Origin of the sequence: Rhodococcus sp. T2V (assembly GCF_029269925.1) — a bacterium.
In the GTDB taxonomy this organism is placed as follows: Bacteria; Actinomycetota; Actinomycetes; order Mycobacteriales; family Mycobacteriaceae; genus Rhodococcus_F; species Rhodococcus_F koreensis.
Genome location: NZ_JARJBD010000005.1, coordinates 213,235 through 239,872, shown reverse-complemented (window position 1 = coordinate 239,872; position 26,638 = coordinate 213,235). Strand labels below are relative to the sequence as shown.

Annotated in this window: 24 protein-coding genes; 13 read left to right on the top strand and 11 right to left on the bottom strand. The window is 68.9% G+C overall.

The genetic code is table 11. The features are described 5' to 3' along the window. Nucleotides 1-16: 16 nt before the first annotated feature. The 4 genes from P3H15_RS07230 to gluA form a co-directional block, all read right to left on the bottom strand. Nucleotides 17-916 carry an amino acid ABC transporter permease gene (locus P3H15_RS07230; protein WP_276136586.1) on the bottom strand — a complete coding sequence of 300 codons (900 nt, stop codon included), beginning with the start codon at nucleotides 914-916 and terminating at the stop codon, nucleotides 17-19. After that, nucleotides 913-1,593 (bottom strand): amino acid ABC transporter permease, encoded by a 681-nt coding sequence (locus P3H15_RS07225; protein WP_276136585.1) that lies wholly within the window; start codon nucleotides 1,591-1,593, stop codon nucleotides 913-915. The genes P3H15_RS07230 and P3H15_RS07225 overlap by 4 nt, the downstream gene beginning before the upstream one ends. 93 nt (nucleotides 1,594-1,686) lie before the next feature. Beyond that, complete coding sequence (locus P3H15_RS07220) at nucleotides 1,687-2,520, bottom strand: glutamate ABC transporter substrate-binding protein (RefSeq protein ID WP_276136584.1); 834 nt, start codon at nucleotides 2,518-2,520, stop codon at nucleotides 1,687-1,689. A gap of 81 nt (nucleotides 2,521-2,601) precedes the next feature. Further along, a complete protein-coding gene (gene gluA / locus P3H15_RS07215; protein WP_083395905.1) occupies nucleotides 2,602-3,330 on the bottom strand; it encodes a glutamate ABC transporter ATP-binding protein GluA in 729 nt (242 codons plus the stop codon). Between the two features lie 210 nt (nucleotides 3,331-3,540). Between gluA and miaB the strand changes: the two genes are divergently transcribed. Together miaB and P3H15_RS07205 are read left to right on the top strand one after the other, a co-directional pair. Further along, the gene (gene miaB / locus P3H15_RS07210; RefSeq protein WP_276136583.1) at nucleotides 3,541-5,058 is read left to right on the top strand and encodes a tRNA (N6-isopentenyl adenosine(37)-C2)-methylthiotransferase MiaB; all 1,518 of its coding nucleotides are present in this window, start codon (nucleotides 3,541-3,543) and stop codon (nucleotides 5,056-5,058) included. Further along, nucleotides 5,055-5,654, top strand: coding sequence for a hypothetical protein (locus tag P3H15_RS07205; protein WP_072942409.1), 600 nt, complete (start codon nucleotides 5,055-5,057; stop codon nucleotides 5,652-5,654). The genes miaB and P3H15_RS07205 overlap by 4 nt, the downstream gene beginning before the upstream one ends. Nucleotides 5,655-5,660: 6 nt before the next feature. Here P3H15_RS07205 and P3H15_RS07200 read toward each other — a convergent pair whose 3' ends face one another. Continuing rightward, nucleotides 5,661-7,046: a DUF349 domain-containing protein gene (locus tag P3H15_RS07200; protein ID WP_276136582.1), complete on the bottom strand. Its 1,386-nt coding sequence runs from the start codon at nucleotides 7,044-7,046 to the stop codon at nucleotides 5,661-5,663. Between the two features lie 203 nt (nucleotides 7,047-7,249). On the opposite strand from P3H15_RS07200, the gene P3H15_RS07195 reads away from it, so the two are divergent. From P3H15_RS07195 to P3H15_RS07165, 7 genes are all read left to right on the top strand, one after another. Then, nucleotides 7,250-7,966 carry a class III extradiol dioxygenase subunit B-like domain-containing protein gene (locus tag P3H15_RS07195; protein ID WP_276136581.1) on the top strand — a complete coding sequence of 239 codons (717 nt, stop codon included), beginning with the start codon at nucleotides 7,250-7,252 and terminating at the stop codon, nucleotides 7,964-7,966. Then, entirely contained in the window at nucleotides 7,963-8,892 is a 930-nt protein-coding gene (gene miaA, locus P3H15_RS07190) for a tRNA (adenosine(37)-N6)-dimethylallyltransferase MiaA (RefSeq protein WP_174705495.1), read from the top strand. Before P3H15_RS07195 ends, miaA begins: the two co-directional genes overlap by 4 nt. Beyond that, complete coding sequence (locus P3H15_RS07185; RefSeq protein WP_276136580.1) at nucleotides 8,889-9,737, top strand: RNA methyltransferase; 849 nt, start codon at nucleotides 8,889-8,891, stop codon at nucleotides 9,735-9,737. Before miaA ends, P3H15_RS07185 begins: the two co-directional genes overlap by 4 nt. An 84-nt stretch (nucleotides 9,738-9,821) precedes the next feature. Next, complete coding sequence (gene dapF, locus P3H15_RS07180; protein WP_276136579.1) at nucleotides 9,822-10,691, top strand: diaminopimelate epimerase; 870 nt, start codon at nucleotides 9,822-9,824, stop codon at nucleotides 10,689-10,691. Nucleotides 10,692-10,749: 58 nt separating this feature from the next. After that, nucleotides 10,750-12,204: a GTPase HflX gene (hflX, locus tag P3H15_RS07175; protein WP_276136578.1), complete on the top strand. Its 1,455-nt coding sequence runs from the start codon at nucleotides 10,750-10,752 to the stop codon at nucleotides 12,202-12,204. Beyond that, nucleotides 12,197-13,312 (top strand): hypothetical protein, encoded by a 1,116-nt coding sequence (locus P3H15_RS07170; RefSeq protein ID WP_276136577.1) that lies wholly within the window; start codon nucleotides 12,197-12,199, stop codon nucleotides 13,310-13,312. The genes hflX and P3H15_RS07170 overlap by 8 nt, the downstream gene beginning before the upstream one ends. Before the next feature lie 69 nt (nucleotides 13,313-13,381). After that, entirely contained in the window at nucleotides 13,382-14,704 is a 1,323-nt protein-coding gene (locus tag P3H15_RS07165; protein ID WP_276136576.1) for an esterase family protein, read from the top strand. A 15-nt stretch (nucleotides 14,705-14,719) separates the two neighbouring features. Here the strand turns inward: P3H15_RS07165 and P3H15_RS07160 are convergent, their stop codons facing one another. Genes P3H15_RS07160 through P3H15_RS07145 form a run of 4 tightly spaced genes read right to left on the bottom strand, consistent with a single transcriptional unit; the run spans nucleotide 14,720 to nucleotide 18,901 of the window. After that, complete coding sequence (locus P3H15_RS07160; RefSeq protein WP_005240765.1) at nucleotides 14,720-14,977, bottom strand: HPr family phosphocarrier protein; 258 nt, start codon at nucleotides 14,975-14,977, stop codon at nucleotides 14,720-14,722. A 57-nt stretch (nucleotides 14,978-15,034) separates the two neighbouring features. Then, nucleotides 15,035-17,140 carry a fructose-specific PTS transporter subunit EIIC gene (locus P3H15_RS07155; RefSeq protein WP_276136575.1) on the bottom strand — a complete coding sequence of 702 codons (2,106 nt, stop codon included), beginning with the start codon at nucleotides 17,138-17,140 and terminating at the stop codon, nucleotides 15,035-15,037. Between the two features lie 16 nt (nucleotides 17,141-17,156). After that, complete coding sequence (gene pfkB / locus P3H15_RS07150) at nucleotides 17,157-18,137, bottom strand: 1-phosphofructokinase (RefSeq protein WP_276136574.1); 981 nt, start codon at nucleotides 18,135-18,137, stop codon at nucleotides 17,157-17,159. After that, nucleotides 18,134-18,901: a DeoR/GlpR family DNA-binding transcription regulator gene (locus tag P3H15_RS07145; RefSeq protein ID WP_072942464.1), complete on the bottom strand. Its 768-nt coding sequence runs from the start codon at nucleotides 18,899-18,901 to the stop codon at nucleotides 18,134-18,136. The genes pfkB and P3H15_RS07145 overlap by 4 nt, the downstream gene beginning before the upstream one ends. Before the next feature lie 197 nt (nucleotides 18,902-19,098). Here P3H15_RS07145 and ptsP point away from each other — a divergent pair, with 197 nt between their 5' ends. Further along, nucleotides 19,099-20,769, top strand: coding sequence for a phosphoenolpyruvate--protein phosphotransferase (ptsP, locus tag P3H15_RS07140; RefSeq protein ID WP_276136573.1), 1,671 nt, complete (start codon nucleotides 19,099-19,101; stop codon nucleotides 20,767-20,769). Nucleotides 20,770-20,836: 67 nt separating this feature from the next. Here the strand turns inward: ptsP and P3H15_RS07135 are convergent, their stop codons facing one another. Next, nucleotides 20,837-22,093 (bottom strand): acyl-CoA dehydrogenase family protein, encoded by a 1,257-nt coding sequence (locus P3H15_RS07135; RefSeq protein WP_276136572.1) that lies wholly within the window; start codon nucleotides 22,091-22,093, stop codon nucleotides 20,837-20,839. Nucleotides 22,094-22,365: 272 nt separating this feature from the next. On the opposite strand from P3H15_RS07135, the gene P3H15_RS07130 reads away from it, so the two are divergent. Together P3H15_RS07130 and P3H15_RS07125 are read left to right on the top strand one after the other, a co-directional pair. After that, nucleotides 22,366-23,694 carry a uracil-xanthine permease family protein gene (locus P3H15_RS07130; RefSeq protein ID WP_276136571.1) on the top strand — a complete coding sequence of 443 codons (1,329 nt, stop codon included), beginning with the start codon at nucleotides 22,366-22,368 and terminating at the stop codon, nucleotides 23,692-23,694. Between the two features lie 127 nt (nucleotides 23,695-23,821). Next, nucleotides 23,822-24,964 carry an acyl-CoA dehydrogenase family protein gene (locus P3H15_RS07125; protein WP_276136570.1) on the top strand — a complete coding sequence of 381 codons (1,143 nt, stop codon included), beginning with the start codon at nucleotides 23,822-23,824 and terminating at the stop codon, nucleotides 24,962-24,964. Between the two features lie 117 nt (nucleotides 24,965-25,081). Here P3H15_RS07125 and lexA read toward each other — a convergent pair whose 3' ends face one another. Continuing rightward, nucleotides 25,082-25,813: a transcriptional repressor LexA gene (gene lexA, locus P3H15_RS07120; protein ID WP_276136569.1), complete on the bottom strand. Its 732-nt coding sequence runs from the start codon at nucleotides 25,811-25,813 to the stop codon at nucleotides 25,082-25,084. 216 nt (nucleotides 25,814-26,029) lie between these two features. On the opposite strand from lexA, the gene P3H15_RS07115 reads away from it, so the two are divergent. Continuing rightward, nucleotides 26,030-26,527 carry a LysM peptidoglycan-binding domain-containing protein gene (locus tag P3H15_RS07115; protein ID WP_276136568.1) on the top strand — a complete coding sequence of 166 codons (498 nt, stop codon included), beginning with the start codon at nucleotides 26,030-26,032 and terminating at the stop codon, nucleotides 26,525-26,527. Nucleotides 26,528-26,638 lie beyond the last annotated feature (111 nt).

Genomic DNA, 26,638 nt, shown 5'->3' with positions numbered 1-26,638 from the left:
CCCGAGCGGTGCCGGGTCACAACCGCTTGTCGGTGATGTCCATACCCGGAACCGACACCGCGGGAAGTTCGGAGACGGCCCCCTTGGGGCCTCCGCCCTTCCGGGCGGCCCGCAGCCGCTTCTCCACCCTGGTCGCCACCACGGTGAGCGTGTAGTTGAGGACGATCATGATGATCGCCACCACGATCAGGGCGGGCAGGTAGTTGCCGTAGAACGCGCCGAGCTGCTGGCCGGACCGCACCACTTCGACGTAGCCGATGAGGTAACCGAGCGCGGAGTCCTTCAGGGCGACCACCATCTGCGAGATGATCGCGGGCAGCATCGCCGTGACGGCCTGCGGCAGCAGGATGGTGCGCATGACCTGACTCTTGCGCATGCCCAGTGCCATGGCGGCCTCGCCCTGGCCCTTGGGGAGCGAGTTGATGCCGGCCCTGACGATTTCGGCGATCACCGAGCCGTTGTACAGCGTGAGGCCCACGATGACCGCGGCGAGCGCAAGGTACTTCGACTTGAACACCTCGTACTCGGCGAACAGCTGGTACGAGAAGATCATCAGGATCAGCACCGGGATGGCGCGGAACAGTTCGACGATCCCGCCCGCCACCCATCGCACCGGTCGGTGGTCCGACAAACGTCCGATGCCGAGGATCGCGCCGAGGATCAACGCGAACACGATCGACACGGCGGCCGCGACGAGGGTGCCGCGGATACCGGGAATGAGGTAGGTGGTCCACGAGGTCGACTCGGTGAACGGGTCCCATTTCGCCGCGGTCAACTGGCCCTTGTCGTCGAGTGCGGCGTAGACGAGGTAGCCGATTACCAGCAGTACGAGGGCGACGGCGACGGAGATCAGGCGGTAGACGTTCTTCGCCTTCGGGCCTGGCGCGTCGTAGAGGACGGTGGCGGAATTGCTCATCGTGCAACCTCGAATCGCTTGCTCAGGTATCCGAAGAGAAGCCCCATCGGCAGGGTCAGGATCACGAATCCGAGCGCGAAGATGCCACCGACGACGAAGATGGCGGCCTCGTTCTCGATCATCTCCTTCATCAGGAGCGATGCCTCCGCCACACCGATCACCGAGGCGATCGTGGTGTTCTTCGTCAGGGCGATCAACACGCTGCCGAGGGGTGCGGTAACCGCGCGGAACGCCTGCGGCAGCACGATGAGCCGCAGATTCTGGGAGAACGTCAGACCGAGTGACCGGCCCGCCTCCGCCTGGCCGACGTGCACGGTGTTGATACCGGACCGGAGGGACTCGCAGACGAAGGCCGCCGTGTAGATGCTGAGGCCGAGCACGGCGAGCCGGAAGTTGTTCTGCTCGAAGAACGTCGGCGACTGCTCCGGGGCGAGCGTGACGCCCATCGTCTGGAAGAGCCCGAACGAGCAGAAGATGATGATGAGGGTCAGGGGAGTGTTGCGGAAGATCGTCACGTATGCCGCGCCGACGCCGCGCGCGACCGGGATCGGTGACACCCGCATGGCCGCGAGGATGGTGCCGAGTATCAGAGCGCCGACAGCCGAGAACACGGTCAGCTGCACCGTCGTCCAGAATGCGTCCATCAGCTGATCGCTGTATTTGCTCAGTAGGTCCACTTACCGTCTCCCCAGGTCACCGGTGGTTGGTGTCGAACCGGGCCGGACGACCCCACGAAAAGGGGAGTCGTCCGACCCGGATGAGTGAGTTGTTCAGTACCGATCGACGGTCGGCGGTGCGGGGATCGGGTAGCCCGACGCGCCGACGGTCTCGTTGAACGCACGCGCCCACGAACCGTCCGCGATCATCGCCTCGATGGCGTCGTTGATCTTGGCCCGGGTCTCGTCGTCACCCTTGGCCAGGCCGACGCCGTAGCGCTCCTCGGTGAACGGCGCGCCGACCACCTTCAGCTCGCCCGGGTACTGCGCCGCGTAGCCGGCGAGGATGATGTCGTCGGTGGTGACGGCGTCGACTGCGCCGTTCCGCAGCGCCTCGACGCAGGCGGAGTACGTGTCGAACTCCTGCAGTTGCACGTCCTGCGCGTACTGGTCCTTGACCTTCTGCGCCGGGGTGGACCCGGTGACGGAGCACAGCTTCTTGCCGCCGTTGAGCGACTCGGGGCCGGTGATGTCGGTGTTGTCGGACTTCACCAGGAGCGACTGTCCGGCGATGAAGTACGGCCCGGCGAAGTCGACCTTCTCCTTGCGGGCGTCGGTGATCGAGTAGGTGGCGACGATGTAGTCGACCTCACCGTTCTGGATCAGCGTCTCGCGCTGAGCCGACGGGGACTCCTTGAACACGATGTTCTCGGGCGCGACACCCAGCTTGCCCGCGATGTACTCGGCCACCTCGACGTCGAACCCGCTGAAGGAACCATCGGGGTTGCGCAGTCCGAGGCCGGGCTGGTCGTACTTGATTCCGACCGTGAGCTTGCCCTCCGACGCGCTCTGGGAGGCGCTCTTCTCTTCACCTCCGCCACAGGCCGATGCGACGACGGCGAGCGCCATGACGCCGATTCCCACACGAATCGAGCGGTTGATCCTCATCGAGTTCCTCCAATTGAAATGACGGGTGTTGCCTGTGGAGCACGGTCGACCGAGAGGGCACCGCGGCGGCGCCCTCTCCGATCAGTGGCTGAGAATTTTGCCGAGAAAGTCCTTCGCGCGCTCGGATTTGGGAGCGGTGAAGAACGTGGCGGGCTCGGAGTCCTCGACGATCTGGCCGTCGGCCATGAAGAGAACACGGTCGCCGGCCTTGCGGGCGAAGCCCATCTCGTGGGTCACCACGAGCATGGTCATGCCTTCCTTGGCGAGCGAGGTCATGACGTCGAGGACTTCGTTGACCATTTCCGGGTCGAGCGCGGACGTCGGCTCGTCGAACAGCATGACCTTGGGGTTCATGGCGAGTGCGCGGGCGATCGCGACACGTTGCTGCTGACCGCCCGACAACTGCGCCGGGTACTTGTCCGCCTGGTTGGCGATGCCGACCCGCTCGAGAAGCTCGTAGGCCTTCTTCTTCGCGTCGGCGCTGCTCTTCTTCCGGACCTTGACCGGTGCGAGCATCACGTTCTCGAGGATCGTCTTGTGGGCGAACAGGTTGAACGACTGGAACACCATCCCCACGTCGGCGCGCAGCGCGGCCAGTGCCTTGCCCTCGGCCGGCAGCACCTTCCCGTCCACGGCGATCTCACCGGAGTCGATGGGCTCGAGGCGGTTGATGGTCCGGCACAGCGTCGACTTTCCGGATCCGGACGGTCCCAGGACGATCACGACCTGCCCCCGAGGGACTTCGAGGTCGATCTCCTGGAGGACGTGGAGGGCGCCGAAGTGTTTGTTCACCGATTTCATCGAGATCATGGACGGGGCCGCGCCCGTGGAGGGCGTCGGCGTCGCGTCGTCGGCTTGCGTCATAGTCGATGACCCTATGTGCTGGGAGCGGGAGCACCTGTCATTTGCTCCGAGAATCCTCGGGATGTCACGGAAACTTTACTGTCCGGCGTCGGTCGTGTGTCCTGACGCACACCGGCCGCGACGAGGCGATTTGGCGCGGGCCGTACCCTGGCATACGTGGACACGATCGACCAGACCCCTCACCGCAGCTACGAGGTGCGCACGTACGGCTGCCAGATGAACGTGCACGACTCCGAGCGGCTGTCGGGGCTCCTCGAGGACGCCGGCTACACGAAGGCGGCCGCCGGGCAGTCGCCCGACCTCGTCGTCTTCAACACCTGCGCGGTGCGGGAGAACGCCGACAACAAGCTGTACGGCAACCTGAGCCATCTGGCGCCGGCGAAGGAACTGAATCCCGACATGCAGATCGCGGTCGGCGGGTGCCTGGCGCAGAAGGACCGCGACGTCGTCGTGAAGAAGGCTCCGTGGGTGGACGTCGTGTTCGGCACCCACAACATCGGTTCGCTCCCGGCGCTGCTGGACCGGGCGCGCCACAATCAGCGGGCCGAGGTCGAGATCCTCGACGCGCTCGAGGCGTTTCCGTCGACGCTGCCCGCCAAGCGGGAGTCGGCGTACGCCGGCTGGGTGTCCATCTCGGTGGGATGCAACAACACGTGCACGTTCTGCATCGTCCCCGCGCTGCGCGGCAAGGAGGTCGACCGGCGGCCCGGCGACATCCTGGCCGAGGTGCAGGCCCTGGTGAACGAGGGCGTCGTCGAGGTCACGCTGCTCGGGCAGAACGTCAACGCATACGGCGTCTCCTTCGCCGACCCCGACCAGCCCCGCGACCGCGGCGCGTTCGCCGCGCTGCTGCGCGCGTGCGGCGAGATCGACGGGCTCGAGCGCGTCCGCTTCACGTCCCCGCACCCGGCCGAGTTCACCGACGACGTCATCGAGGCGATGGCCGAGACCCCCAACGTGTGCCCGCAGCTGCACATGCCGCTGCAGTCCGGTTCGGACCGCGTCCTGAAGGCGATGCGCCGCTCCTACCGGAAGTCGCGGTTCCTGGGGATCATCGAGAAGGTCCGCACCGCGATGCCGCACGCGGCGATCACCACCGACATCATCGTGGGCTTCCCCGGTGAGACCGAGGAAGACTTCCAGGACACGCTCGACGTCGTCCGGCAGGCGCGCTTCACCAGCGCGTTCACCTTCCAGTACTCCAAGCGTCCCGGCACCCCGGCAGCGGACATGGACGACCAGCTGCCCAAGGCCGTCGTGCAGGAACGGTACGAACGTCTCATCGCGTTGCAGGAACAGATCACGCTCGAGGAGAACCAGAAGCTCGTCGGCGCCGAGGTGGAACTGCTCGTCGCCGCCGGGGAGGGCCGCAAGAACGCGGAGACCGCACGGATGAGCGGGCGCGCCCGCGACGGGCGGCTCGTCCACTTCCGGCCGGAGGGAAACCTCGACGGAAACGTCCGGCCCGGCGACGTCGTCACCATCGTGATCAGCGCCGCAGCCCCGCACCACCTCGTCGCGGACACCCCGGTCCTGACCCACCGCCGCACTCGCGCAGGCGACTCCTTCGAGAAGGGCGTCACCCCGAAGACCCCGCCGATCGGCGTGGGACTCGGACTGCCGCAGATCGGTGTGCCCGCACCACTACCCGCTCAGATGGGATGCAACGCATGACCCCGCAGTTCGACGACCAGCGCCACGACGACCCGAGTGACGCGAACGAGCCGATCGAGAGCTACCTGAAGGATTTCGACGCTGCCGAGAAGAAGGTGGCCGGTGAGATCGACCCCGGGGCGCGTGCGCTCGTGGTCGCGGTCGCGGTGGTCGTGCTCCTCGGCTCGCTGACGTTGCCGCATTCCGGCATCGCCAACGGCTGGGAGGTGCTGGTGTACGGGGACGACGCCCGCGCGGAGACGATCGCGCTGCCGTCGCGGCTGTTCGTGTGGTTCGAGGTGGTGTTCGGGGTCGTCGTGTCGATGCTGGCGCTCGTCACCCGTCGCTGGGCGCTCGCGTGGGTGGCCCTCGCCGGAACCGCCGTGTCCATCGTGTTCGGCATGCTCGCCATCTGGTCGCGGCAGACGCCGGCGCCCGGCGTCGAGGCGGCCGGACCGGGCATCGGCCTGATCATCGGCTGGCTCACCGTCATCGTGCTCACGTTCCACTGGCTGAAGGTGGTCTGGAGCCGGACCGCGCTGCAGCTGGCCGCGGAAGAGGAACGCCGCGCCGCTGCCGCCGAAGCGGAGCGACGCGGCGACTGGAACGTCGGCTGATCGTGCCTACTGGCCGCTGACGGCGCCCTCGGCCGCCTCGGCCCATTCGCGCCACTGCTTGGCCTGGGCGAGAGCGCTCTCGGCGTCCTTCGTCTTGCCCGCCGCAGAGGCCTTGGCGGCCTGCTCCTCGAACTGCGTGACCCGCTCCCGGAACTGCGCGGCCCGGGCGAGCGTCTCCGGGTCGGTGCGGCGCCATTCCTCGTCGGCGGCGTCGCGGACCCGCTTCTCGATGGCCCGCAGCTTGCCCTCGAGGTCGTGCATCCGCTCGCGGGGCACCTTCCCGATGGCGTCCCACTTCTCCTGCAGGTCGCGGAGTGCGGCCCTCGCCCCGTCGATGTCCTTGGACGGATCGATGTGGCCGGCGTTCTTCAGCAACTCCTCCTTGGCGACCGCGTTCTCCTCGAACTCGGCGTCGCGTTCGGAGGACGCGGCGTTGCGGGCGGCGAAGAACACGTCCTGAGCGCCCTTGAACCGCTTCCACAGGTTGTCGTCGGCTTCCCGCGGCGCGCGTCCGGCGGCCTTCCACTCGGCGAGCAGATCGCGGAAGGCTCCGGCCGTGGGACCCCAGTCGGTGGAGTCGGACAGTGCCTCCGCCCGCTCGACGAGTTCTTCCTTCTTGGTCTTGGCGGCGGCGCGCTCACGGTCGAGTTCGGCGAAATGCGCGCCGCGGCGCCGGTTGAACGCCTCCCGCGCCTTGGAATACCGCTTCCACAGGGCGTCGTCGACCTTCCGGTCGATGCCGCGGATGGTCTTCCACTCGTCCAGGATCTCGCGCAACCGGTCGCCGGCGGCCTTCCACTGCGTGGACTCGGCACCGATCTGTTCCGCCTCGGCGGCCAGTGCTTCCTTGCGCTCGGTGTGCGCCTGCCGCGACAGTTCCTTCTCGTGCTTGGCGTGGGCGGCCGCCTCGTCGGATCCGGCGATGATGACGTCGAGTCGCGCAGAGAGCGAGTCGACGTCACCGATCACCGCGGCGGTCGGGAGCGATTCGGCGAGCGCGGTTGCGGCGGCCTTCGTCTTCTTCGCGTCGCCCGCACCGGAATTGAGCCGGGCCTCGAGGAGTGCCACTTCGGTGGCGAGATCGTCGAAGCGCCGACCGAAATGCGCCAGGCCTTCCGCCGCGTCTCCGGCCTGCCACGACCCGATCTGCCGTTCACCGTCCGCGGTCTTCACCCAGGCGGTGCCGTCGTCGTCGACGCGGCCGAACTCGCTCGGATCACTGTGGGCGGGGGCGGCGACGGCGGGGGCGGAGAGGGCGTGCGTCGGTGTGGGGTGGGGCTTGGGTGCACCCGGTTTCGCGGCCGCGCCCGGCTTCGGGACGCTGGGCTTCGGTGTGTCGTGCTGCTGAGCGGCAGGCTCCACGGCGGGCTTCGCGTCGCTGCTGTCGGTCATCGGTTCCTCATCTCTGCCGCGCGTCACGGCTGCCTGAACGCAATACTGGCTCCATACGACCCGGGACGGGTGCTGGCTCCATTCAACCCGGTACGGGCCCTGTGGACTATTGAATCAGGTCCGACGGTCCGTGTTGGTACCGATTGAGGGCAGTGCCCGAATCGGATGTCGGGTCCGTGCCTGCGGTCGACTAGCGTGACTGTGTGTTCACCGCTGCCATCCTCGTGCCGTCCCCACCGTTGCTGGTACCCGAACTGACCGGGGCGGCCGCTGCGGAGACGGCGCCGCTGCGGGACGCGGTCCAGGCGGCCGCGAAGGCATTGTCCGCGATCGCCACCGAATGGGTGGCGATCGGCGCGGCGCCCACCGCGGTGGAGGTGCCGGCCGACGCTCAGGGCACCTACCGCGGCTACGGCGTCGACGTGCGGGTCACGCTGCGGCCCGGTCATGCCGGCGAACCCGACCCCGACCTGCCGCTCGCGGCGCTGACGGCCGGATGGATCCGGGGAGCGTGCGCGCCGGACGCCGTCGTCGACGCGCGGATCCTCGCCGCCGACCTGTCGCCGCAGCAGTGCGCCGCGTACGGCGCGGAATTGCGCACGTTTCTGGACCGGGACCCCGAGCCGCGCGGGCTGGTGATCGTCGCGGACGGGGCGAACACCCTCACCGCGAAGGCACCGGGCGCGTTCGATCCCCGCGCGGAAGGCGTGCAGGCCCGGGTCGACGCGGCCCTCGACACCGGCGACCGGGACGCGCTGCTCGCCCTCGACCCCGCCGAATGCGCCGCCCTCGGCATCGGCGGGCGCGTCCCGTGGCAGGTCCTGGCCGGCGTGTTCGACGCCGCGCCGGCCTCCTGCCGGACGCTGTACAGCGCGGCGCCCTACGGAGTGGGCTACCACGTGGGGGAGTGGCGTCCGTGACCTCACCCGTGCCGATCGCCGTCGTCGGACCGACCGCCACCGGAAAGTCGGATCTCGCGCTGGACCTGGCGGAACGCCTCGGCGGCGAGATCGTCAACATCGACGCCATGCAGCTGTACCGGGGCATGGACATCGGCACCGCCAAACTCGCCCCGGCCGAACGCCGCGGAATTCCGCATCACCAACTCGACGTGCTCGACGTGACGCAGACGGCCACCGTCGCGAACTATCAGCAGGCCGCGGTCCGCGACGTGGAGGCGATCGCCGCCCGCGGCGCCGTGCCGGTCATCGTCGGCGGATCGATGATGTACGTGCAGTCGCTGCTCGACGAGTGGAGCTTCCCCGCCACCGACGCGTCGGTGCGGGCGCGGTGGGAAGCCGTCCTCGCCGAGAAGGGCGTCGCGGCCGTCCACGCCGAGCTGAGCCGGGTGGATCCCGACGCCGCCGCGTCGATCCTCCCCACCGACGGCAGACGTCTGGTCCGGGCCCTCGAAGTCGTCGAGATCACGGGCAGGCCGTTCGCGGCGTCCGCCCCGCGCATCGGCGAACCGCGCTGGGGCACACACATCGTCGGCGTCGACCGCGACACCGCCGCACTCGACGACCGGATCCGGCTCCGCACCCGGCTGATGTTCGAACAGGGACTCGTCGACGAGGTGCGCGGGCTGATCGACGTGGGACTGCGCGAGGGCGTCACCGCGCCGCGGGCCATCGGCTACGCACAGGTCCTCGCCTGGCTCGACGGCGAATACGACCTGGCCGAGGCGGAGGAACGCACGTTCATCGGCACCCGGCGCTACGTGCGCAGGCAACGGTCCTGGTTCCGCCGCGACCCCCGCATCCACTGGGTCGACGGAAACACCCCCGACCTCGCGGACGCCACGATCCGCACCCTCGACGAGACGCGAACACTGGGAGAACGATGAGCCGAACACCGTCCGCACGGCACCGTCCGGCCTCGTCCGTGCTGGTCACCACCCGCAACGCCCGCTTCCAGCAATGGCAGTCGTACCTCGCCAACCGTGCCAAGCGGACGAAGGCGGGACGCTTCCTGATCCAGGGTGTGCGCCCCCTCAACCTAGCCCTGGAACACGACTGGCCGATCGAATCGCTGCTGCACCGCATCGACGGCCCACCGCTGTCCGACTGGGCGCGGGAACTGCTCGCGACCCGATCCGTCGAACAGATAGGCGTCAGCGCTGAACTGATGGCCGAACTCGGCGAGAAGACCGACGCCGCGCCGGAACTGATCGCGGTCGCGAAGACCCGCGCCCCGCGACTGAAGGACCTGCGGCTGCAGTCCGTCCCCCTGATCGTCGTGTTCGACCGGCCCACCTCACCCGGAAATCTGGGCACCCTCGTCCGCTCCGCCAACGCGTTCGGCGCCGACGCGGTCGTCGTGGTCGGCCACGGCGCCGACCCGTTCGACCCCCGGAGCGTCCGCGCCTCCACCGGATCGCTCTTCGCGATGCCCGTCGTCACCGTGTCGTCCGTCGACGAGATCCTCGCGTTCCGCGACGCCCGGCGAGCGTCCGGAACCGACCTGCACATCGTCGGGACGGACGAGACCGGTTCCGTCACCATCGACGCCCACGACTTCGGTGGCGGCACCGTGCTCGTGATCGGCAACGAGACCCGCGGGATGAGCGCCGCGTGGCGAGGCGCCTGCGACACGGTCGTCAACATCCCGATCGGGGGCGCGGCCAGTTCCCTCGGCGCCCCCTCCGCCGGCGCTGTCGCCCTCTACGAAATCGCCCGGCAGCGCAGATGAACCGCACCGCGGTAGCGCAGATGAACCGCACCGCGGTAGCGCAGATGAACTGCACCCCCTCGGCGGTTGGTTAGAGTGGTGCGCATGGATTTCAGCAAGGGACACGGCACCGAGAACGACTTCGTGGTCCTCCCGGATCCCGACGTCCGCATCGATCTGTCCGCCCCGCGGGTGGCGGCGCTGTGCGATCGCAGGCGTGGACTCGGCGCCGACGGAATCCTGCGCGTCGCCAAGGCCGGTGCGCTGGCCGCTGCCGGCGTGCTCGCCGAACTCCCGGACGGCACGTCCGAGGACGACTGGTTCATGGACTACCGCAACGCCGACGGGTCGATCGCGGAAATGTGCGGCAACGGTGTCCGCGTCTTCGCCCACTACCTCCGGTCCACCGGCCTCGAGACGCGCGACGAGTTCGTGGTCGGCAGCCGGGCCGGCGGCAAACCGGTCATCGTGCACTCGGCCGACGGCTCCGTCGGCGAGGTCACCGTCGACATGGGGGTGGTGCGAGATCTGGGAACGAGCGCCGCGACCATCGACGGCAAGGTGTTCAACGGCATCGGCATCGACGTCGGCAATCCGCACCTGGCGTGTGTCGACGCGCATCTCACGGCGGCGTCCCTGTCGGCCCTCGACCTGACGGCCGCGCCCGGTTTCGATCCCGGTTTCTTCCCGCACGGCGTCAACGTGGAGATTCTCACCCGCATCGATTCCGGTGCCGTGGACATGCGGGTGCACGAGCGCGGGGTCGGCGAGACCCGGTCGTGCGGCACCGGCACGGTGGCCGCGGCCACCGCCGCGCTGCGCTTCGACGGCGCCGATTCCGGTGAGGTGAATGTCCGCATTCCCGGTGGTCAGGTCACGGTCGCGCTGTCCGGCGGCCGGGCGACGTTGCGTGGACCGTCCGTCCTGGTGGCGTCCGGGAACCTCGACGACAGCTGGTGGAACGGCCTCGCCTGATCGCCCTGCGCGAAATGCACGTGCACGCCCTCGACATTCCGTGGGATCATGAGGGTGTATGACGAAAACACATCGCACAGAAGAATCGCCGATCTCCGACTTCACTGAGTTCGCCTACGACGACGGGCGCCCTTCGGTCGGCGAGATGCAACTCGAGGACCGCAGCGCGCTGCGGCGGGTTGCCGGGCTCTCCACCGAGCTCACCGACGTCACCGAAGTCGAATACCGGCAGTTGCGCCTCGAACGCGTGGTGCTCGTCGGTGTCTGGACCCAGGGAACCGCGGCGCAGGCCGAATCCAGCATGGCGGAGCTCGCCGCACTGGCCGAGACCGCCGGATCGGAGGTCCTCGAGGGCCTCGTCCAGCGGCGGGACAAACCCGACGCGGCCACCTACATCGGGTCCGGCAAGGCCGAGGAACTCCGTGAGGTAGTCCTCTCGACCGGCGCCGACACCGTCATCTGCGACGGTGAACTCACCCCGGCGCAGCTGACCGCGCTGGAGAAGGTCGTCAAGGTCAAGGTCATCGACCGGACCGCCCTCATCCTCGACATCTTCGCCCAGCACGCCACGTCCAGGGAGGGCAAGGCGCAGGTGGCGCTGGCTCAGATGGAATACATGCTGCCCCGACTGCGCGGCTGGGGTGAATCGATGTCCCGGCAGGCGGGTGGTCGCGCCGGCAGCAACGGCGGTGTGGGTCTGCGTGGTCCCGGTGAGACCAAGATCGAGACGGACCGCCGTCGTATCCGTGAGCGGATGGCCAAGCTGCGTCGCGAGATCAAGGGCATGAAGGCCGCCCGCGACACCAAACGCACCAGGCGACTGCGCAGCGAGACCCCGTCCATCGCGATCGTCGGCTACACGAACGCCGGCAAGTCGAGCCTGCTCAACGCGTTGACCGGATCCGGGGTGCTGGTGCAGAACGCGCTGTTCGCCACCCTCGATCCCACCACCCGCCGGGCGGCGCTGGACGACGGCCGCGAATACGTCCTCACCGACACCGTCGGGTTCGTGCGGCATCTGCCGACGCAGCTGATCGAGGCGTTCCGCTCGACGCTCGAGGAAGTGACGGACGCGGATCTGCTGCTGCACGTCGTCGACGGTTCCGATCCGCTGCCCACGGATCAGATCAAGGCCGTCCACGAGGTGATCACCGAGGTGATCCGGGAGAACGACGCCGCGGCACCGCCCGAGCTCATCGTGGTGAACAAGATCGACGCCGCCGACCCGGTCACGTTGACCCAGCTGCGTGGCCTGCTGCCCGGTGCGTCGTTCGTCTCCGCCCGGACCGGGGAGGGCATCGCCGAGTTGCGGGCACATCTGAGCGACGTCCTGGTCCGCCCGGAGATCGAGGTCAGCGTTCTCCTCCCGTACAACCGGGGCGATCTGATGGCCCGGATCCACTCGGACGGTCAGATCCTCGACTCCTCCCACGAGGAGGACGGCACACGCGTCCACGCGCGGGTGCCCGAAGCGCTGGCGTCGGCGCTGGTCGAGTACAGCGGCAGTGCCTGACCGCTCACGGTGGTCCGCCCGCGTGGCGGTCGCCGTGCTCGCGGCGTGCGTACCGCTCGCCGCGGCGGGAGTGGGGAACGCCGAGCCGTTCTTCCGCGACCGGACCGCCGTCGACGCGTCGGAGTTCGGTCCGCTGTGCACTCCTGACGATTCCGCGATCGGCACCCCGGAAGAGGCCTCGCTCGAGGAGCTGTCGGGGCTCGTGTCGGCGGGCGGGCTGCTCTACGCGGTCGGCGACAGCGGGTCCGATCGCGCGGTCGCGGTGATGGACGGGAACTGCGCCGTGCAGCGCTGGCTTCCGCTGCCGGTCGATCCGTACGACGTCGAGGACATGGCGTCCGGCCCCGACGGTCGGCTGTGGCTGGCCGACACCGGCGACAACGGACGCAGGCGCGAGACGGTGGCGTTGATCGCGATGGACCGTGACACGGGCGCGGGAGAACTGCATCGGCTGACGTATCCGGACGGCCCCCACGATGCCGAGACCGTCCTCGTCCAGCGCGACGGCACCCCGCTGATCGTCACGAAGGAAGTGTTCGGGGCGGGCAACGTGTACCGGCCCGTCGGGGGTGTCGCCGTGGGTGATCTCGCGAGCCCCGGCCCGACCCCGCTGGAGAAGGTCGGAACGCTGGACGTCTCGGCGACGAACGGCGTCGACGACGCGACCACCGGCAGCGGCACCACGGCCCCGGCCGTGCATTCGACGATGTTCACCGGCGGGGCCGTGTCCGCCGATGGGACCGTCGCCGCCGTGCGCAGCTACTCCGAGGTGTTCCTGTTCTCCGCCCCGGACGGCGACCTGGCGGCGGCATTCGCGGCCGGACCCGCCGTGCGCGCCCACGTGCCGGAGCAGCCGCAGGGGGAGTCGGTCGCGTTCACCGAGGACGGCGACCTGCTGATCGCCTCCGAGGCCCGGGAGGGGCCCGTGCCACCGATTCGGGTGCTGCCCGGGGCGGTGTCGAGGGTGCAGGAACAGGCCCGTGCCCAGGCCGTTTCGGACGAGGCGTCGACGCAGTCGCCGGGAACGGCGTGGGGTATCGGCGTCGTCGGCGGCGTGGTCGTGCTCGCCGTGGTCGCCGGCTATCTCGTCCGCCGTCGTGCCCGATAGGTCTGATTTGCGAGAAATGTTGCGAGCCTGATTCTTTCGGTGGGTGACACGGTGTGAATACTGGGCGCTGTGCAGGCCCACGAGTTGTTGTCGCGTATCGCCCACCTGTCGCTCGAGCACGGTCGCGCCCGGGTCGCGTCGACGGCGGCCGTGATGGTGGGCCTCGTCGTGTTGCTCGCGGTGACTCGTTCCACCAGACCTCCGGTCGTCGGCGCAGCGGCGGTCGCGGTGCCCGTGACCGCCGTGATCGGAGGCGCCGTGTGGGCGGCGTACCGTCCGCTGCCCAACCAGATACCCCTCACCGGGTACGCCTGGATCTGGCTCGCCGTCGGAATCCTCGTCCTCGCCGCGGCGCTCCTGCTCCGGAAACCCGGAGTCCGGCGGGCCGGGGTGATCGCTGTCGCGGCTGCCGCGGCCGCGGCCGCGGCGGTGGGCCAGGTGAACGCGGAGGTCGGCGTCTTCCCGACCGTCGGCTCGCTGGTGGGGCACCGCCCACCGACGAGCGTCCAGCCGGTGTCGTTCGGTGACGTCTCCGGGTTCGAGGACGCGGTGCAGTCGGGGACCCCGCTGGACTCGGTGTGGACACGTCCGGTGCGCACACCCGGCTCCGGTGTGGTGACGGAAGTGGAGATCCCGGGCACCGAATCCGGATTCGGTGCCCGGCCGGCTGTGCTGTACCTGCCGCCGGCGTACCTGACGTCACCCCGGGCGGTGCTCCCCGTCCTGGTGATGATCGCGGGACAACCGGGGCGGCCCCAGGACTGGTTCAGCAGCGGACGACTGGGATCCACCGTGGATGCGTATGCCGCACGGCACGACGGACTCGCACCGGTCGTCGTGGTGGTCGACGCGCTGGGCTCGCAGGACGCGAATCCGCTGTGCCTCGATTCGGCGCTCGGCAACGCAGCCACCTACGTGGCCCGCGACGTGCCCGCCTGGATCGAGACGTCCCTGCAGGTGTCGCACGATCCGGCACAGTGGGCGATCGGCGGATTCTCCTACGGCGGAACCTGCTCGATCCAGCTGGCGGTGAACTATCCGCGAATCTTCCCTACTTTCCTCGATTTCCTCGGTCAGGACGAGCCCTCGCTCGGCGATCACGCGGGGACGGTCGCGGCGACGTTCGGCGGCGACGAGCGCGCGTTCGCGGCGGTCAATCCGGCCGACGTGCTGAAGACACGACAGTTCCCCGAGTTGACCGGGGTGTTCGTGGCCGGGGCCGCCGACGACGAATACCGCCCGCAGCAGCAGCGGATGTTCGCTGCCGCGCGGGCGGCCGGTCTGAACGTGCGGTACTACGAGCTTCCCGGTGGCCACGAGGGTGCCACCTGGAGTGCGGCACTCGAACGCGAGATGGACTGGACCGGCCGTCAGCTGGGGCTCACAAGCTGACGGGCCGGGTACCGGTCAGGCGTCGAGGTCGGCCGCCACGAGCTGCGCGACCTTCTCGACGGCGTCGGCGTCGTCGCTGGTCACGGTGACGTCGGTGCCCTTGGTGGCGCCGAGCGTCATGATGAGCAGTGCGGAGCCGGCGTCCACGGGTTCACTGTCCGCCACGGCCAGCGTGACGGGCACACCGGCGGCGGCAACCGCTTCGGCGATGACGGCGGCGGGACGGGCGTGCAGGCCGATGGACGAACCGACGGCGACTGTGGTGCTGGGCATGGACTCTCTCCTCTGTCGGTGGGGTTGGTGCGGGTCGAGCGGGTCGATCTGTTTCTCTTACGCTGCGACTGTCGCAACGTCGGGGTCGAGTTCGGCGTCGGACGCGCCGGGCTTGATGAATTCCTTCGCGCCGACGACGCACAGGGCGGCGACGACGACACCGGCGGCCAGCGACACCAGGAACCACAGCAGGTTGCCGATGGCGAAGAAGACGAAGATTCCGCCGTGCGGTGCGCTGAGGGTGACGTCGAACGCCATGATCAGGGCGCCGGTGACGGCGCCGCCGGCCATCATCGAGGGGATGACGCGCAGCGGGTCTGCGGCGGCGAACGGAATGGCGCCTTCCGAGATGAACGCCGAGCCGAGGAGCCAGGCCGCCTTGCCGTTCTCCCGTTCCGCCTCGCTGAACAGGCTGGGACGCAGGACGGTCGATGCGAGGGCCATCGCCAGCGGCGGGACCATGCCCGCGGCCATCACGGCCGCCATGATCCGCAGCGAGGCGGGGTCGTTGACGTTGAGGCCTGCCACCGCGAACGCGTATGCGGCCTTGTTGACCGGGCCTCCGAGGTCGAAGCACATCATCAGTCCGAGGATGATGCCGAGGAAGATGACGGAGCTGCCGGACAGTCCGTTGAGCCAGTCCGTCAGACCCGTCGTGATCGCGGCGAGCGGACGGCCGAGGACCAGGAACATGAGGGCGCCGACGATCAGTGTCGCGAACAGCGGGATGATCACCACAGGCATCAGGCCGCGCAACCATTGAGGCACCGGGATCCGGCTGATCCACAGCGCGACGACACCGGCGATCAGACCGCCGACGAGGCCTCCGATGAATCCGCCGCCGACGAAGACCGCCACCGCACCCGCGGTGAAGCCCGGCGCCAGACCGGGCCGGTCGGCGATCGCGAAGGCGATGTAACCGGCCAGCGCGGGGACGAGGAAGCTGAACGCCAGCGAACCCAGCTGGAACAGCACCGCGCCCAGGTACGTCGTCAGGCCACCGTCGGGGAGTTGGCCGAGGGAGTTGTTGAGGACGATGTCCTCCGCGGGACCGGAGATCTCGTAGCCGCCGAGCAGGAACCCCAGGGCGATCAGCAGACCACCCGCGGCGACGAACGGGATCATGTAGCTGACACCGGTGAGCAGCACCTGACGCAGGTGGGTGCCCCAGCCGACCGACCCGGCCGGCTCGTCCGCGGCGCTGCCCGCGCTCCCCGCGTCCACGGTCGCCGCGGACGGGTTCATGCCCGCACGCAGCGCCTCGGTGATCATGGTGTCGGGCTCGTTGATCGCGCGCTTGACGCCCGACGCCACCACCGGCTTGCCTGCGAAACGCTCCTTGCCCTTCACGCCGACGTCGGTGGCGAAGATGACGGCGGATGCGCCCGCGATCACTCCGGAAGGCAGCGGTGTGCTGCCGCTCGAACCCTGCGTCTCCACGTGGACGACGACGCCTGCGCGTTCGCCGGCGGCGACGAGGGAGTCGGCGGCCATGTAGGTGTGGGCGATGCCGGTCGGGCAGGCCGTGACCGCGACGATGTGCTTCGGCCCCGCCTCGGGTTCCGGTTCCTTCTCCGGGGCGACCGGTTCGGGCGTCGTTGCCGGAGCCGGGGCAGCAGCCGCGGCCGCAGCGGCGGCGGGTGCTGCAGCCGCCGTCGCGGCAGCAGGTGCGGCGGCGGGCGCGGGGGCCAGGACGTCGTTGACCAGGGTGACGATCTCGGCGGGGGTCTTCGCATCACGCAGCGCGCCGACGAAGGCCGGGCGTACCAGCGCCCGGGCGAGCGAGGACAGCAGCTTCATGTGCTCCGCGCCCGCACCCTCGGGTGCGGCGATGAGGAACACCAGATCGGCGGGTCCGTCGGGGGCGCCGAAGTCGACCTTCGGGGCGAGCCGGGCGAATCCGAGAGACGCCGCCACAACGGCCTCCGAGCGGCAGTGCGGGATCGCGATCCCGCCGGGAAGTCCTGTCGCCGATTGTGATTCACGCGCCAGCGCGGCATCGCGGAGAGCGTCCGCTTCGGTGGCGCGACCGGCGTCCGCGAGACGCTGGGAGAGCGCGGAGATCACGTCCTCCTTGGCGGCTCCGAGGTCGGTGTCCAGGGAGATCAGATCTTCGCTGATGATCTGCGGCCCCGAATCACGGTCGGGTGTCGAGTGAGACATGGTGTTTCCTTCTGGTTCAGGCCGGATCGGGGGCGGGGGAGCTGAGGGCGGTGACGGTGACGGCGTCGATGTCGACGTGTTCGGGGGTCGGCAGGGTGGTGCCCGGGAGGGCGGCCGCCGCGCTGCCGTAGGCAACGGCGGATCGGAGGCAGTCCGCGGGCGACGCGCCGGACAGGTGCGCTGCCAGGTAGCCCGCCAGCGAGGAGTCGCCGGCGCCGACGGTGCTGCGGGCGACGATCGGTGGTGGCGTGGCCCACCAGGCGCCGGCCTCCGTCACGAGAACGGCGCCCGCGGCGCCGAGCGTGGCGAGGACGGCTTCGACCCCACGATCCACGAGCTGCCTGCCCGCGTGGGCGGTGGCCGTCGGGTCTCCCCGCAGCGCGGACTCCTCGAGCAGGTGCCCGTCGGCGCCGGTGAGTTGCGCGAGTTCCTCGCTGTTCGGTTTCACGAGGTCGGGGCAGGCCGCCGGGAATCGGTCCGCGAGTGCGAGCAGCGGGGCGTCCGAGGTGTCGACGGCGACCCGGCACGACGCCGAACGCAGCGCCTCGACGAGCGTGGCGTACCAGTCGGTGGGGATTCCCGGGGGCAGGGAACCGGACAGCACCACCCATTCGGCCCGGGACCCGCGTTCGATGATCTCCGACTGCAGATCGGCGAGGGACCGGGCCGACATCGTGACACCGGGTTCGTTGATCTTGGTGGTGGTGCCGTCGGGTTCGGTGACGGTGATGTTGGTGCGTGCCGAACCGGACGTCGCGACGGTCACGTGCTCGATCCCGTGCTCGGACAGGGCGGTGAGCAGGGGGTCGCCCGCGTTGCCGGGCAGCACCGCGACAGCGTCGACACCGGCGGACGTGAGCGCGCGGGCGACGTTGACGCCCTTGCCTCCGGGGTCGCTGTGGGTCGCGGCTGCGCGCAGGACGGTTCCCCGTTCGAGGCGCCCGAGCAGGTTGACGGTGCGGTCGATGCTCGGATTGGCGGTCAGCGTGACGATCATGCGATCACCACCTCGATTCCCTGGTCGTGGAAGTGGGCTCGGTCTGCGGGCGTGATGTCGGCGTCGGTGACGAGGATGTCGACGCTGTGGATGGGGGCGAAGCTCACGAGGTGCTCACGGCCGACCTTCGACGAGTCGGCGACCACGACGACGTGGTTGGCGCAGCGGACCATCGCACGCTTCACGGCGGCCTCCTCGGTGTCCGGTGTGGACAGGCCGTGGCCGACGCTGAGCGCATTGGTGCCGATGAATGCGACGTCGACGCGGAGGACGTCGAGGATGCGCAGCGCCTCCTCGCCGACGGCGGCCTGCGTGATGCCGCGAACGCGGCCGCCGAGCATGTGCAGGGTCACCGAATTGAGTCCGGCGAGCCGGGCCGCGATCGGCACCGAGTTGGTGATCACGGTGAGGTCCAGATCGGACGGCAGTTCCGGGATGATGCGCCCGGTGGTGGTTCCCGCGTCGAACAGCACGCTGCCACCGGACGGCGGCAGGTAGGCGGCGGCGCGCTTGGCGATCCGATCCTTCTGCTCGGCGCGGGTGTGATCGCGCTCCGTCATGCCGGGTTCGGTGACGGTGAGGGAACCTGCGGGGACCGCGCCGCCGTGCACGCGACGGATGTGGCCGAGGCGTTCGAGCAGCGCGAGGTCGCGGCGCACGGTCTCGGTGGTGACGCCGAAGGTGTCGGAGAGGTCGGCGACCGACATGCGCCCCCGCTGCGAGATCAGCGTGGTGACCGCTTGCTGGCGTTCTTCCGGATACACCGTGACCCCGTTCCTGTTCTCGTCGATGAAGTCTTCGGTGACGAGATCCGTTATGGTCTGCATCACACGAAATGTTGTGTCATGTTGTTTTACGCCCGAGTATGTTGACATGTCAAGAGTTGAGAGTAATCTCCGTCACATAGTCGATTCGCATTTCCGACTGTGTGACGACAGAACGAGCCGGCCAGGAGGACCCGATGACCGAAGACCGTGAAATCGTGCGAGGTACGCCGGTGGTACCGGGCATTGCCTACGCGCCGGTGATCTGGCCGGCCCCGCGGCCGGAGGTCGCACCCGGATCCGCCCGGATCGACGAGGCGTCGCGCGACGCGGAGATGGTCCGCTTCGAGGAGGCGGCCGCCGTGGTGTCGCAGCGACTCCGCGACCGCGCGGCGAGCGTCTCCGGCGCCGCGGCGGAGGTGCTGCAGGCGAACGCGGCGATGGCCGCAGACCGCGGTTGGCTCGGTGCGGCGCAGAAGCTGATCGCCGGCGGAACCCCGGCCGGGGAGGCGGCAGCGGAGGCCACCGAGCAGTTCGTCACCCTGTTCACCAAGATGGGTGGGCTGATGGCCGAACGCGTGACCGACCTGCGTGACATCCGCGACCGCGTCGTCTCCGAACTCCTCGGCCTACCCGAGCCGGGCATCCCCGTGCCCACGACCCCGTCGATCCTCTGCGCCCAGGACCTGGCGCCCGCCGATACCGCCGGTCTCGATCCCGAGCTGATCGTCGGACTCGTGACCGTTCTCGGCGGCCCGACGAGCCACACCGCGATCATCTCGCGGCAGCTGGGCATCCCGTGTGTCGTCGCGGTGCGTGATCTCGAATCCGTCGTCTCGGGGACCCCCGTCCTCCTCGACGGCTCGGCGGGCGAACTCGTGATGGAACCGGACCCCGTCGAGGCCCGCGCCGCCGTGGAGCACGGGCGCGCCGAACGGCTCCGCATCCAGTCCTGGGAAGGGCCGGGCCGCACCAGCGACGGGCACGCCGTCTCGATTCTGGCCAACGTGCAGGACGGGGCCGGGGCGCGGTCGGCGTCCGGGACCGCCGCCGAGGGCGTCGGACTGTTCCGCACCGAGTTGTGCTTCCTGGACCGCGATTCCGAGCCCGGCGTCGACGAGCAGGCCGAGATCTACGGCGAGGTGCTCGACGCGTTCGCGGGCCGGAAAGTGGTGATCCGGACCCTCGACGCGGGATCGGACAAGCCGCTGCGCTTCGCCAACCACGCCGACGAGGCGAACCCCGCGCTCGGGGTCCGCGGCATCCGCATCGCCGAACAGAACCCGGGCATCCTCAGCAGGCAACTCGACGCCGTCGCGGCCGCGGCGAAGCAGACGCAGTCGCAGCCGTGGGTGATGGCGCCGATGATTTCCACTCCCGCCGAGGCCGAATCCTTCGCGGCCGAGGTCCGCGCCCGCGGTCTCGTGCCCGGGGTCATGGTCGAGGTGCCTGCCGCGGCGCTGCTGGCCGACCGCCTCCTGCGTCACGTCGACTTCCTGTCCATCGGCACGAACGACCTCGCGCAGTACACGATGGCCGCCGACCGGATGTCGTCCGATCTGGCGTCGCTCACCGACCCCTGGCAGCCGGCCGTTCTCGCGCTCGTCGCGCGCACGGCCGAGGCCGGCGTCGCGGCGGGCAAACCGGTCGGCGTCTGCGGCGAGGCCGCCGCCGACCCGCTGCTCGCCTGCGTCCTGATCGGACTCGGTGTCACGTCGCTGTCCTGCGCGGGCGCCGCCGTGTCCGGTGTGGGGGCGAAGGTGGGATCGGTCACGCTGGACGACTGCCGCCGGGCCGCCGAGGACGTGCTCGCCACGAGCGATCCCGCGGAGGCGCGTGCCGCGGCGGTGCGGGTGCTCGGCACGTAGTCCACCGCCGGATTCCGGCCACTCACCGCCCGAAGGGCTCGAGGAAGTCCGTCCTCGAGCCCAGCTCTCAGGTCGTCACTGTGTCGAGTGAGTCGTAGTCCGGTGACGCGAGCAGGCTGTGGAGCTGGCGCCGGCGAACTCCCATATTTCCGCCGTCGAACAGCGGAAGCACGATCGCGTCTTGCAGGAGCCCTGCGAGAGGCAGGTCGTGGTTGTAACTGTCGATACCGACGACGCGCATGAGGTCGGTGATGACCTTCACCGCAGTCTCGGAGCCGTAGATCTTCGCCTGCACAGCCAGTTCGAGGGCACTGGGCAGTTCGTGGTCGAGAGCATTGCAGGCCTTCCAGCTCAGGTACCGGGCGGTCTCGATCGCGATCTTCGCGTCGGCGAGCGCATACCCGACCGCCTGATGTTCGATGATCGGCACCCGGCCGGCGCGCCGCTCACGCTTGGCGAACGCGAGGGTGAAGTCGAAGGCCGAACGCATGAGTCCCACGCCGAAGATTCCGACGAGGGCAGCGGTGCCGGCGAAACTCGCCTCGACCAGGGCCTTGCCGCCGCCGACCTCGCCGAGGACGTTCTCGCGCGGAACCCGAACATTGTCGAAGTGGAAGCGCGGGGTGAGATGCCCTCGGTGGCCCATCGTCTCGAAGTTCTCGTCGGATACGAAGCCATGGTCGGGTGTAGGCACGAGAAGGACGGAGAGCGAGTGGTCGGCGGCCGCTCGGGTCCGGGGATCGGGATCGGTGCGGCACACCACTGTGAGAATGTCCGCGCCCTTCGAGTCCCAGCCGGTTGCGCTGCTGATCCATTGCTTCGCGCCGTTGATCACCCACTGATCGCCGTCGAGTACCGCGGTGGTGCGGGTCCCTTCAGCCGGCGCAGGTTCGTCGAAGTTGGCGATCCCGCCCGGCTCGCTGTGACAGAAGGCGGCGAGCGGGGCACCGGTGCCGGACAGGAAGGGGCGCAATGTCTGCTGGACTTGGTCGGGGCTGCCGGCGTTGAGGACGGGGAGCAGCCCGAGTAGTGAGGCGAACAGCGTCAGCGACACGTTCGCATCGACTGCATAGAACTCCTCGGCGATCAACGCCAGGTCGACCATCCCGTTACCCTCTCCGCCCGCGGGCGCGGGGATGATCTTGCGGAGCCACCCCTGTGCGACAACGTCTTCGTAGGCAGGGCGGGTGGCGAGGAATCTCTCTTCGGCCGTGGGCAGATGGCGAATCGTCCTGCCGACGTCTGCCAACGCTTTACCGGCGAAATCGCGGGCCGAGAGTTGGAGCTCACGCTGCTGTGGGGTCAACGTGAAGTCAATGGCCATGATATTCGTCTCCTGGGTGTCGAGTACGCAGCAGCGCTGCATCGCGCAGTATCGCTGGGATCCGGCGGGCGGCCACTCGAATCGGCCACCGTCGTGTGAGCGACATCACTCATCATGCGTCGATCGGAACGTCGGTGTCTTGTCGGTTTACGCACGACTGTTGCCGTGGAGCGAACGAGTAGGAAATTGAGCGCGCGGGGTGAACGTCGCCGAAGCAGTGGATCCGGTCCGACGGCGCGAAAATCCCAGATCGTGCCTACTATTGGCGAACTGTGACGAAAAGAGAAACAGACGCCCCCGACGGTCCGGTCGGCGGCTCTGACGGCCCGTCCTCGACCACGCGCGCGTTCGGGTGGACGTTGCACGGCGACGGCAGGCGGATCGGCGAGGGCGAGGTGGTCGCTCCCGGCGAGCGCCTCACCTGGCCGCGCACGGTCGGAATCGGGATGCAGCACGTCATCGCGATGTTCGGCGCCACCCTCCTGGTGCCGACGATCACCGGGTTCCCGGTCACCACGACGCTGCTGTTCTCGGGTATCGGGACGGCCCTGTTCCTGCTCATCACCCGCGGTCGCATCCCCAGTTACCTGGGGTCGTCGTTCGCATTCATCGCGCCGCTGACGGCGTCGCAGAGTTCCGGTCCCGCAGCGCAACTCGGCGGTGTCGCGGCCGCAGGTCTGCTGCTGCTCGTCATCGGTGTCGCCGTGAAACTGGCCGGGTCGCGGGTCATCGACGCGGTGATGCCGCCGGTCGTCACCGGCGCCGTGGTGGCGCTGATCGGGCTCAATCTCGCACCCACCGCGGTGGATTCGTTCGAGTCACAACCACTGATCGCCGGGGTCACCCTGCTCGCGATCCTGCTCGTGACCGTTCTCGGCCCGGGGTTGCTGGGCCGCCTCGGCATCCTCGTCGGCGTCGTCGTCGGCTGGGTGTTCGCCGCCGCGATCGGCGGTCTCGCGGAGGAGCGGGTGACGGCGTTGCGGGACGCGGCCTGGTTCGGTGTGCCCGAACTGCGGGGACCGACGTTCGAATGGTCCGTCATCGCGCTGACCCTGCCGGTGGTAATCGTCCTGATCGCCGAGAACGTCGGCCACGTCAAGGCGGTGTCGGCCATGACGGGTCGGTCCCTCGACGACGTCGCCGGCAATGCGCTCGTTGCGGACGGACTGGCCACCACCCTCGCCGGGTTCGGTGGCGGGTCCGGAACCACCACCTACGCCGAGAACATCGGCGTGATGGCCGCGACGCGGGTGTACTCCACCGCCGCCTACTGGGTCGCGGCCGCCACGGCCGTGGTTCTCGCGTTCTCACCGAAGTTCGGAGCCCTCGTGTTCACCGTGCCGAACGGTGTCATCGGCGGCGCCACCCTCGTGCTGTACGGGCTGATCGGCGTCCTCGGTGTGCGCATCTGGATGGACGCCGAGGTCGACTTCACCGACCCCGTGAATCTCACCGTGGTCGCCGCCGCGCTCGTCGCCGGCATCGGCGACCTGACTTTGACGGTCGGATCGGTGGAACTCGGCGGCATCGCGTGGGGTTCGGTGGGCATCCTCGTCGCCTACCCGGTGATGCGCTGGCTCGCGGGGTTCCGCAAACGCTGACACCGGTGACCGGATGGGTCACGAATCCCGATCACCTGGGTCATTCACCCCGGAGTTCCTCGCCTCTACCGTCGAACCAGACGTATCTCGAACGAGACGTAACAGACAGTTGATACGAGGAGTCGGCGTGGAGCGCACCCTGTTCGAACCGGAGCACGAACTGTTCCGGGAGTCGTACCGCAAGTTTCTCGCACAGCACGCCGAGCCGAACCACGCCAAGTGGGAAGAGCAGAACATCGTCGACCGCAGCCTGTGGGTGGAGGCCGGAAAGCAGGGCTTCCTCGGCATGGCCGTGCCGGAGGAATTCGGCGGCGGCGGCGTGCGCGACTTCCGGTACAACGCGATCATCACCGAGGAGACGACCCGCGGCGGGTACAGCGGCATCGGCTTCACCCTGCACAACGACGTCGTCGCGCCGTACCTGCTCGAACTGAGCAACGACGAGCAGAAGCAGCGGTGGCTGCCCGGCTTCGCGTCGGGTGAGCTGATCACGGCGATCGCGATGACCGAACCGGGCACCGGCAGCGACCTGCAGGGCATCAAGACGCGCGCCGTACGCGACGGCGACGACTGGGTTCTCAACGGTTCCAAGACCTTCATCACCAACGGCATCAACGCCGACCTCGTGATCGTCGTCGCGTGTACCGATCCCGACAAGGGAGCGCAGGGATTCAGCCTCCTGGTGGTCGAACGGGACATGCCGGGCTTCGAACGCGGCCGCAACCTCGACAAGATCGGGATGAAGGCACAGGACACCGCAGAGTTGAGCTTCACCGACGTTCGCGTCCCGGCCGCCAACCTCCTCGGTGAGGAAGGCATGGGCTTTCTCTACCTGATGAAGAACCTCCCGCAGGAGCGGTTGTCGATCGCCGTGGTGGCCGCCGCCGCAATGGAATCGGCGCTGAACATGACGATCCAGTACTGCCGCGACCGGAAGGCCTTCGGAAAGTCGATCGGCAGCTTCCAGAACACGCGCTTCGTACTCGCCGAACTCGCCACGGAGGCGACGGCCGTCCGGGTCCTCGTCGACAAGTTCATCGAACTGCTCAACGACGAGAAGCTGTCGGTGCAGGAAGCGGCGATGGCCAAGTGGTGGACCACCGAGGCACAGGTCCGGCTGATCGACCGGTGCCTGCAGCTGCACGGTGGCTACGGGTACATGAAGGAGTATCCGATCGCGAAGGCGTACATGGATTCTCGTGTTCAGACCATCTACGGCGGGACCACCGAGATCATGAAGGAAATCATCGGTCGCGGACTCGATCTCTGACGAGGCACGACCTGCGTATCTGCAACGAACTCCGGCCTCCGGCCGTACCGGGGTGGATGCGAGTGGGGCCCACGGCGATCGCCGTGGGGCCCCACTCGTGTCTGCCGCCGGCAGTGACTAGATCTTGCGCATGACGGTGACGACCTTGCCCAGAATGGCCGCATCGTTGCCGGGGATCGGATCGAACAGCGGGTGGTGCGGCATCAGCCACACCTCGTTGTCGGTGCGCTTGAACGTCTTGACGGTGGCTTCGCCGTCGATCATCGCTGCCACGATGTCCCCGTTGTCCGCCACGTTCTGCTGCCGGACCACCACCCAGTCGCCGTCGCAGATCGCGGCGTCGATCATCGATTCGCCGACGACCTTGAGCAGGAACAGCGAACCCTGGCCCACGAGTTCACGGGGGAGCGGGAAGACGTCCTCGACGGCTTCCTCGGCGAGGATCGGGCCACCGGCGGCGATCCGGCCGAGGACCGGGACGAACGTGGGCTCCGGCAGGGGTGCGTCGTCGGTACCGGACTTGACCGCTGCCAACTCGACAGTGGTCCCGGCGTTCGCGGCGACGCCCGCCGCGACCTCGTCGAGACCGCGCACGTCGACGGCGCGCGGACGGTTCGGATCCCGGCGGAGGAAACCCTTCCGCTCCAGCGTCCGCAGCTGATGGGCGACGGACGACGTGGAGGTGAGCCCCACGGCGTCGCCGATCTCGCGGATGCTCGGCGGGTAACCGCGCTCGTTGACGGACTTGCGGATCACCTCGAGGACGCGGCGCTGCCGGTCGGTCAACCCGGCGGCGGAGCCACCGCTCACACGTGGAGTCGAACCGTCGGTCGAGCTGTCGTCCTTCATGGCGAGGTGCCTCCGTCTGTGTGTCGATCTTCTCGGTATGGGTCGCATGTGACTGCTGTGCCGCGTGACACGAATCTATCCCGCTTTCCTCGGAGTTTCAAACATCTGTTCGATATGTGTCGCGAGAAGTAGAGACTTTGTCGGAGGGTCGTGGTAGAAATCGAACATGTGTTCTTTCGAACGCGTGATCGAACGCCAGGAGCAGCGGAGGTACCGATGAGCAACGCAGTTCTCCATCGGCAGGCAGTGCCGAACCGGCAGGCACTCGCGCGGGGTGCCGTCCGTTCCGGCGCCGCACGGTCGTACCGCACCGAACCGCGTCGCCGGCGCACCGACGGGGAGTTGCGACGTCCGTCGTCCGGCGCCGTCGCGTACCGGCCCATCCACACCGGCGTCTCCCGCGCCGACCACGAACGCGGGGCGAACGATGTCGGCTGGCGGACGGTGCTCGCCGGTATCGTGATCACCGCCGGTGTGTTGTGCGGACTCGCCGGGGTGGCGCAGCTGGCCACCGGCGGCAGTGTGAGCAATTCGGCGGCCACGGAGGTCGTGCAGGTGCAGCAGGGCGAGAGCCTGGCCGCGGTCGCTGCGCGGATCGCGCCGGAAATGCCGGTGGCGCAGGTGGTCGAGCGGATCATGGAGCTCAATGCCATGTCCAATTCGGCGTTGCACCCGGGCCAGAGTCTGATCGTCCCGTCCTCCGCGACCCGGTGACGGGGGTGGCTCTGCATGACTGTCCCGCCGGGCGGCCGAGTAGTCTCGGAGGCTGTCAGTCCCACCACCGCGTGTGGTCGCGTCGAGATCGTGCATCCGCTGCGTGAATCC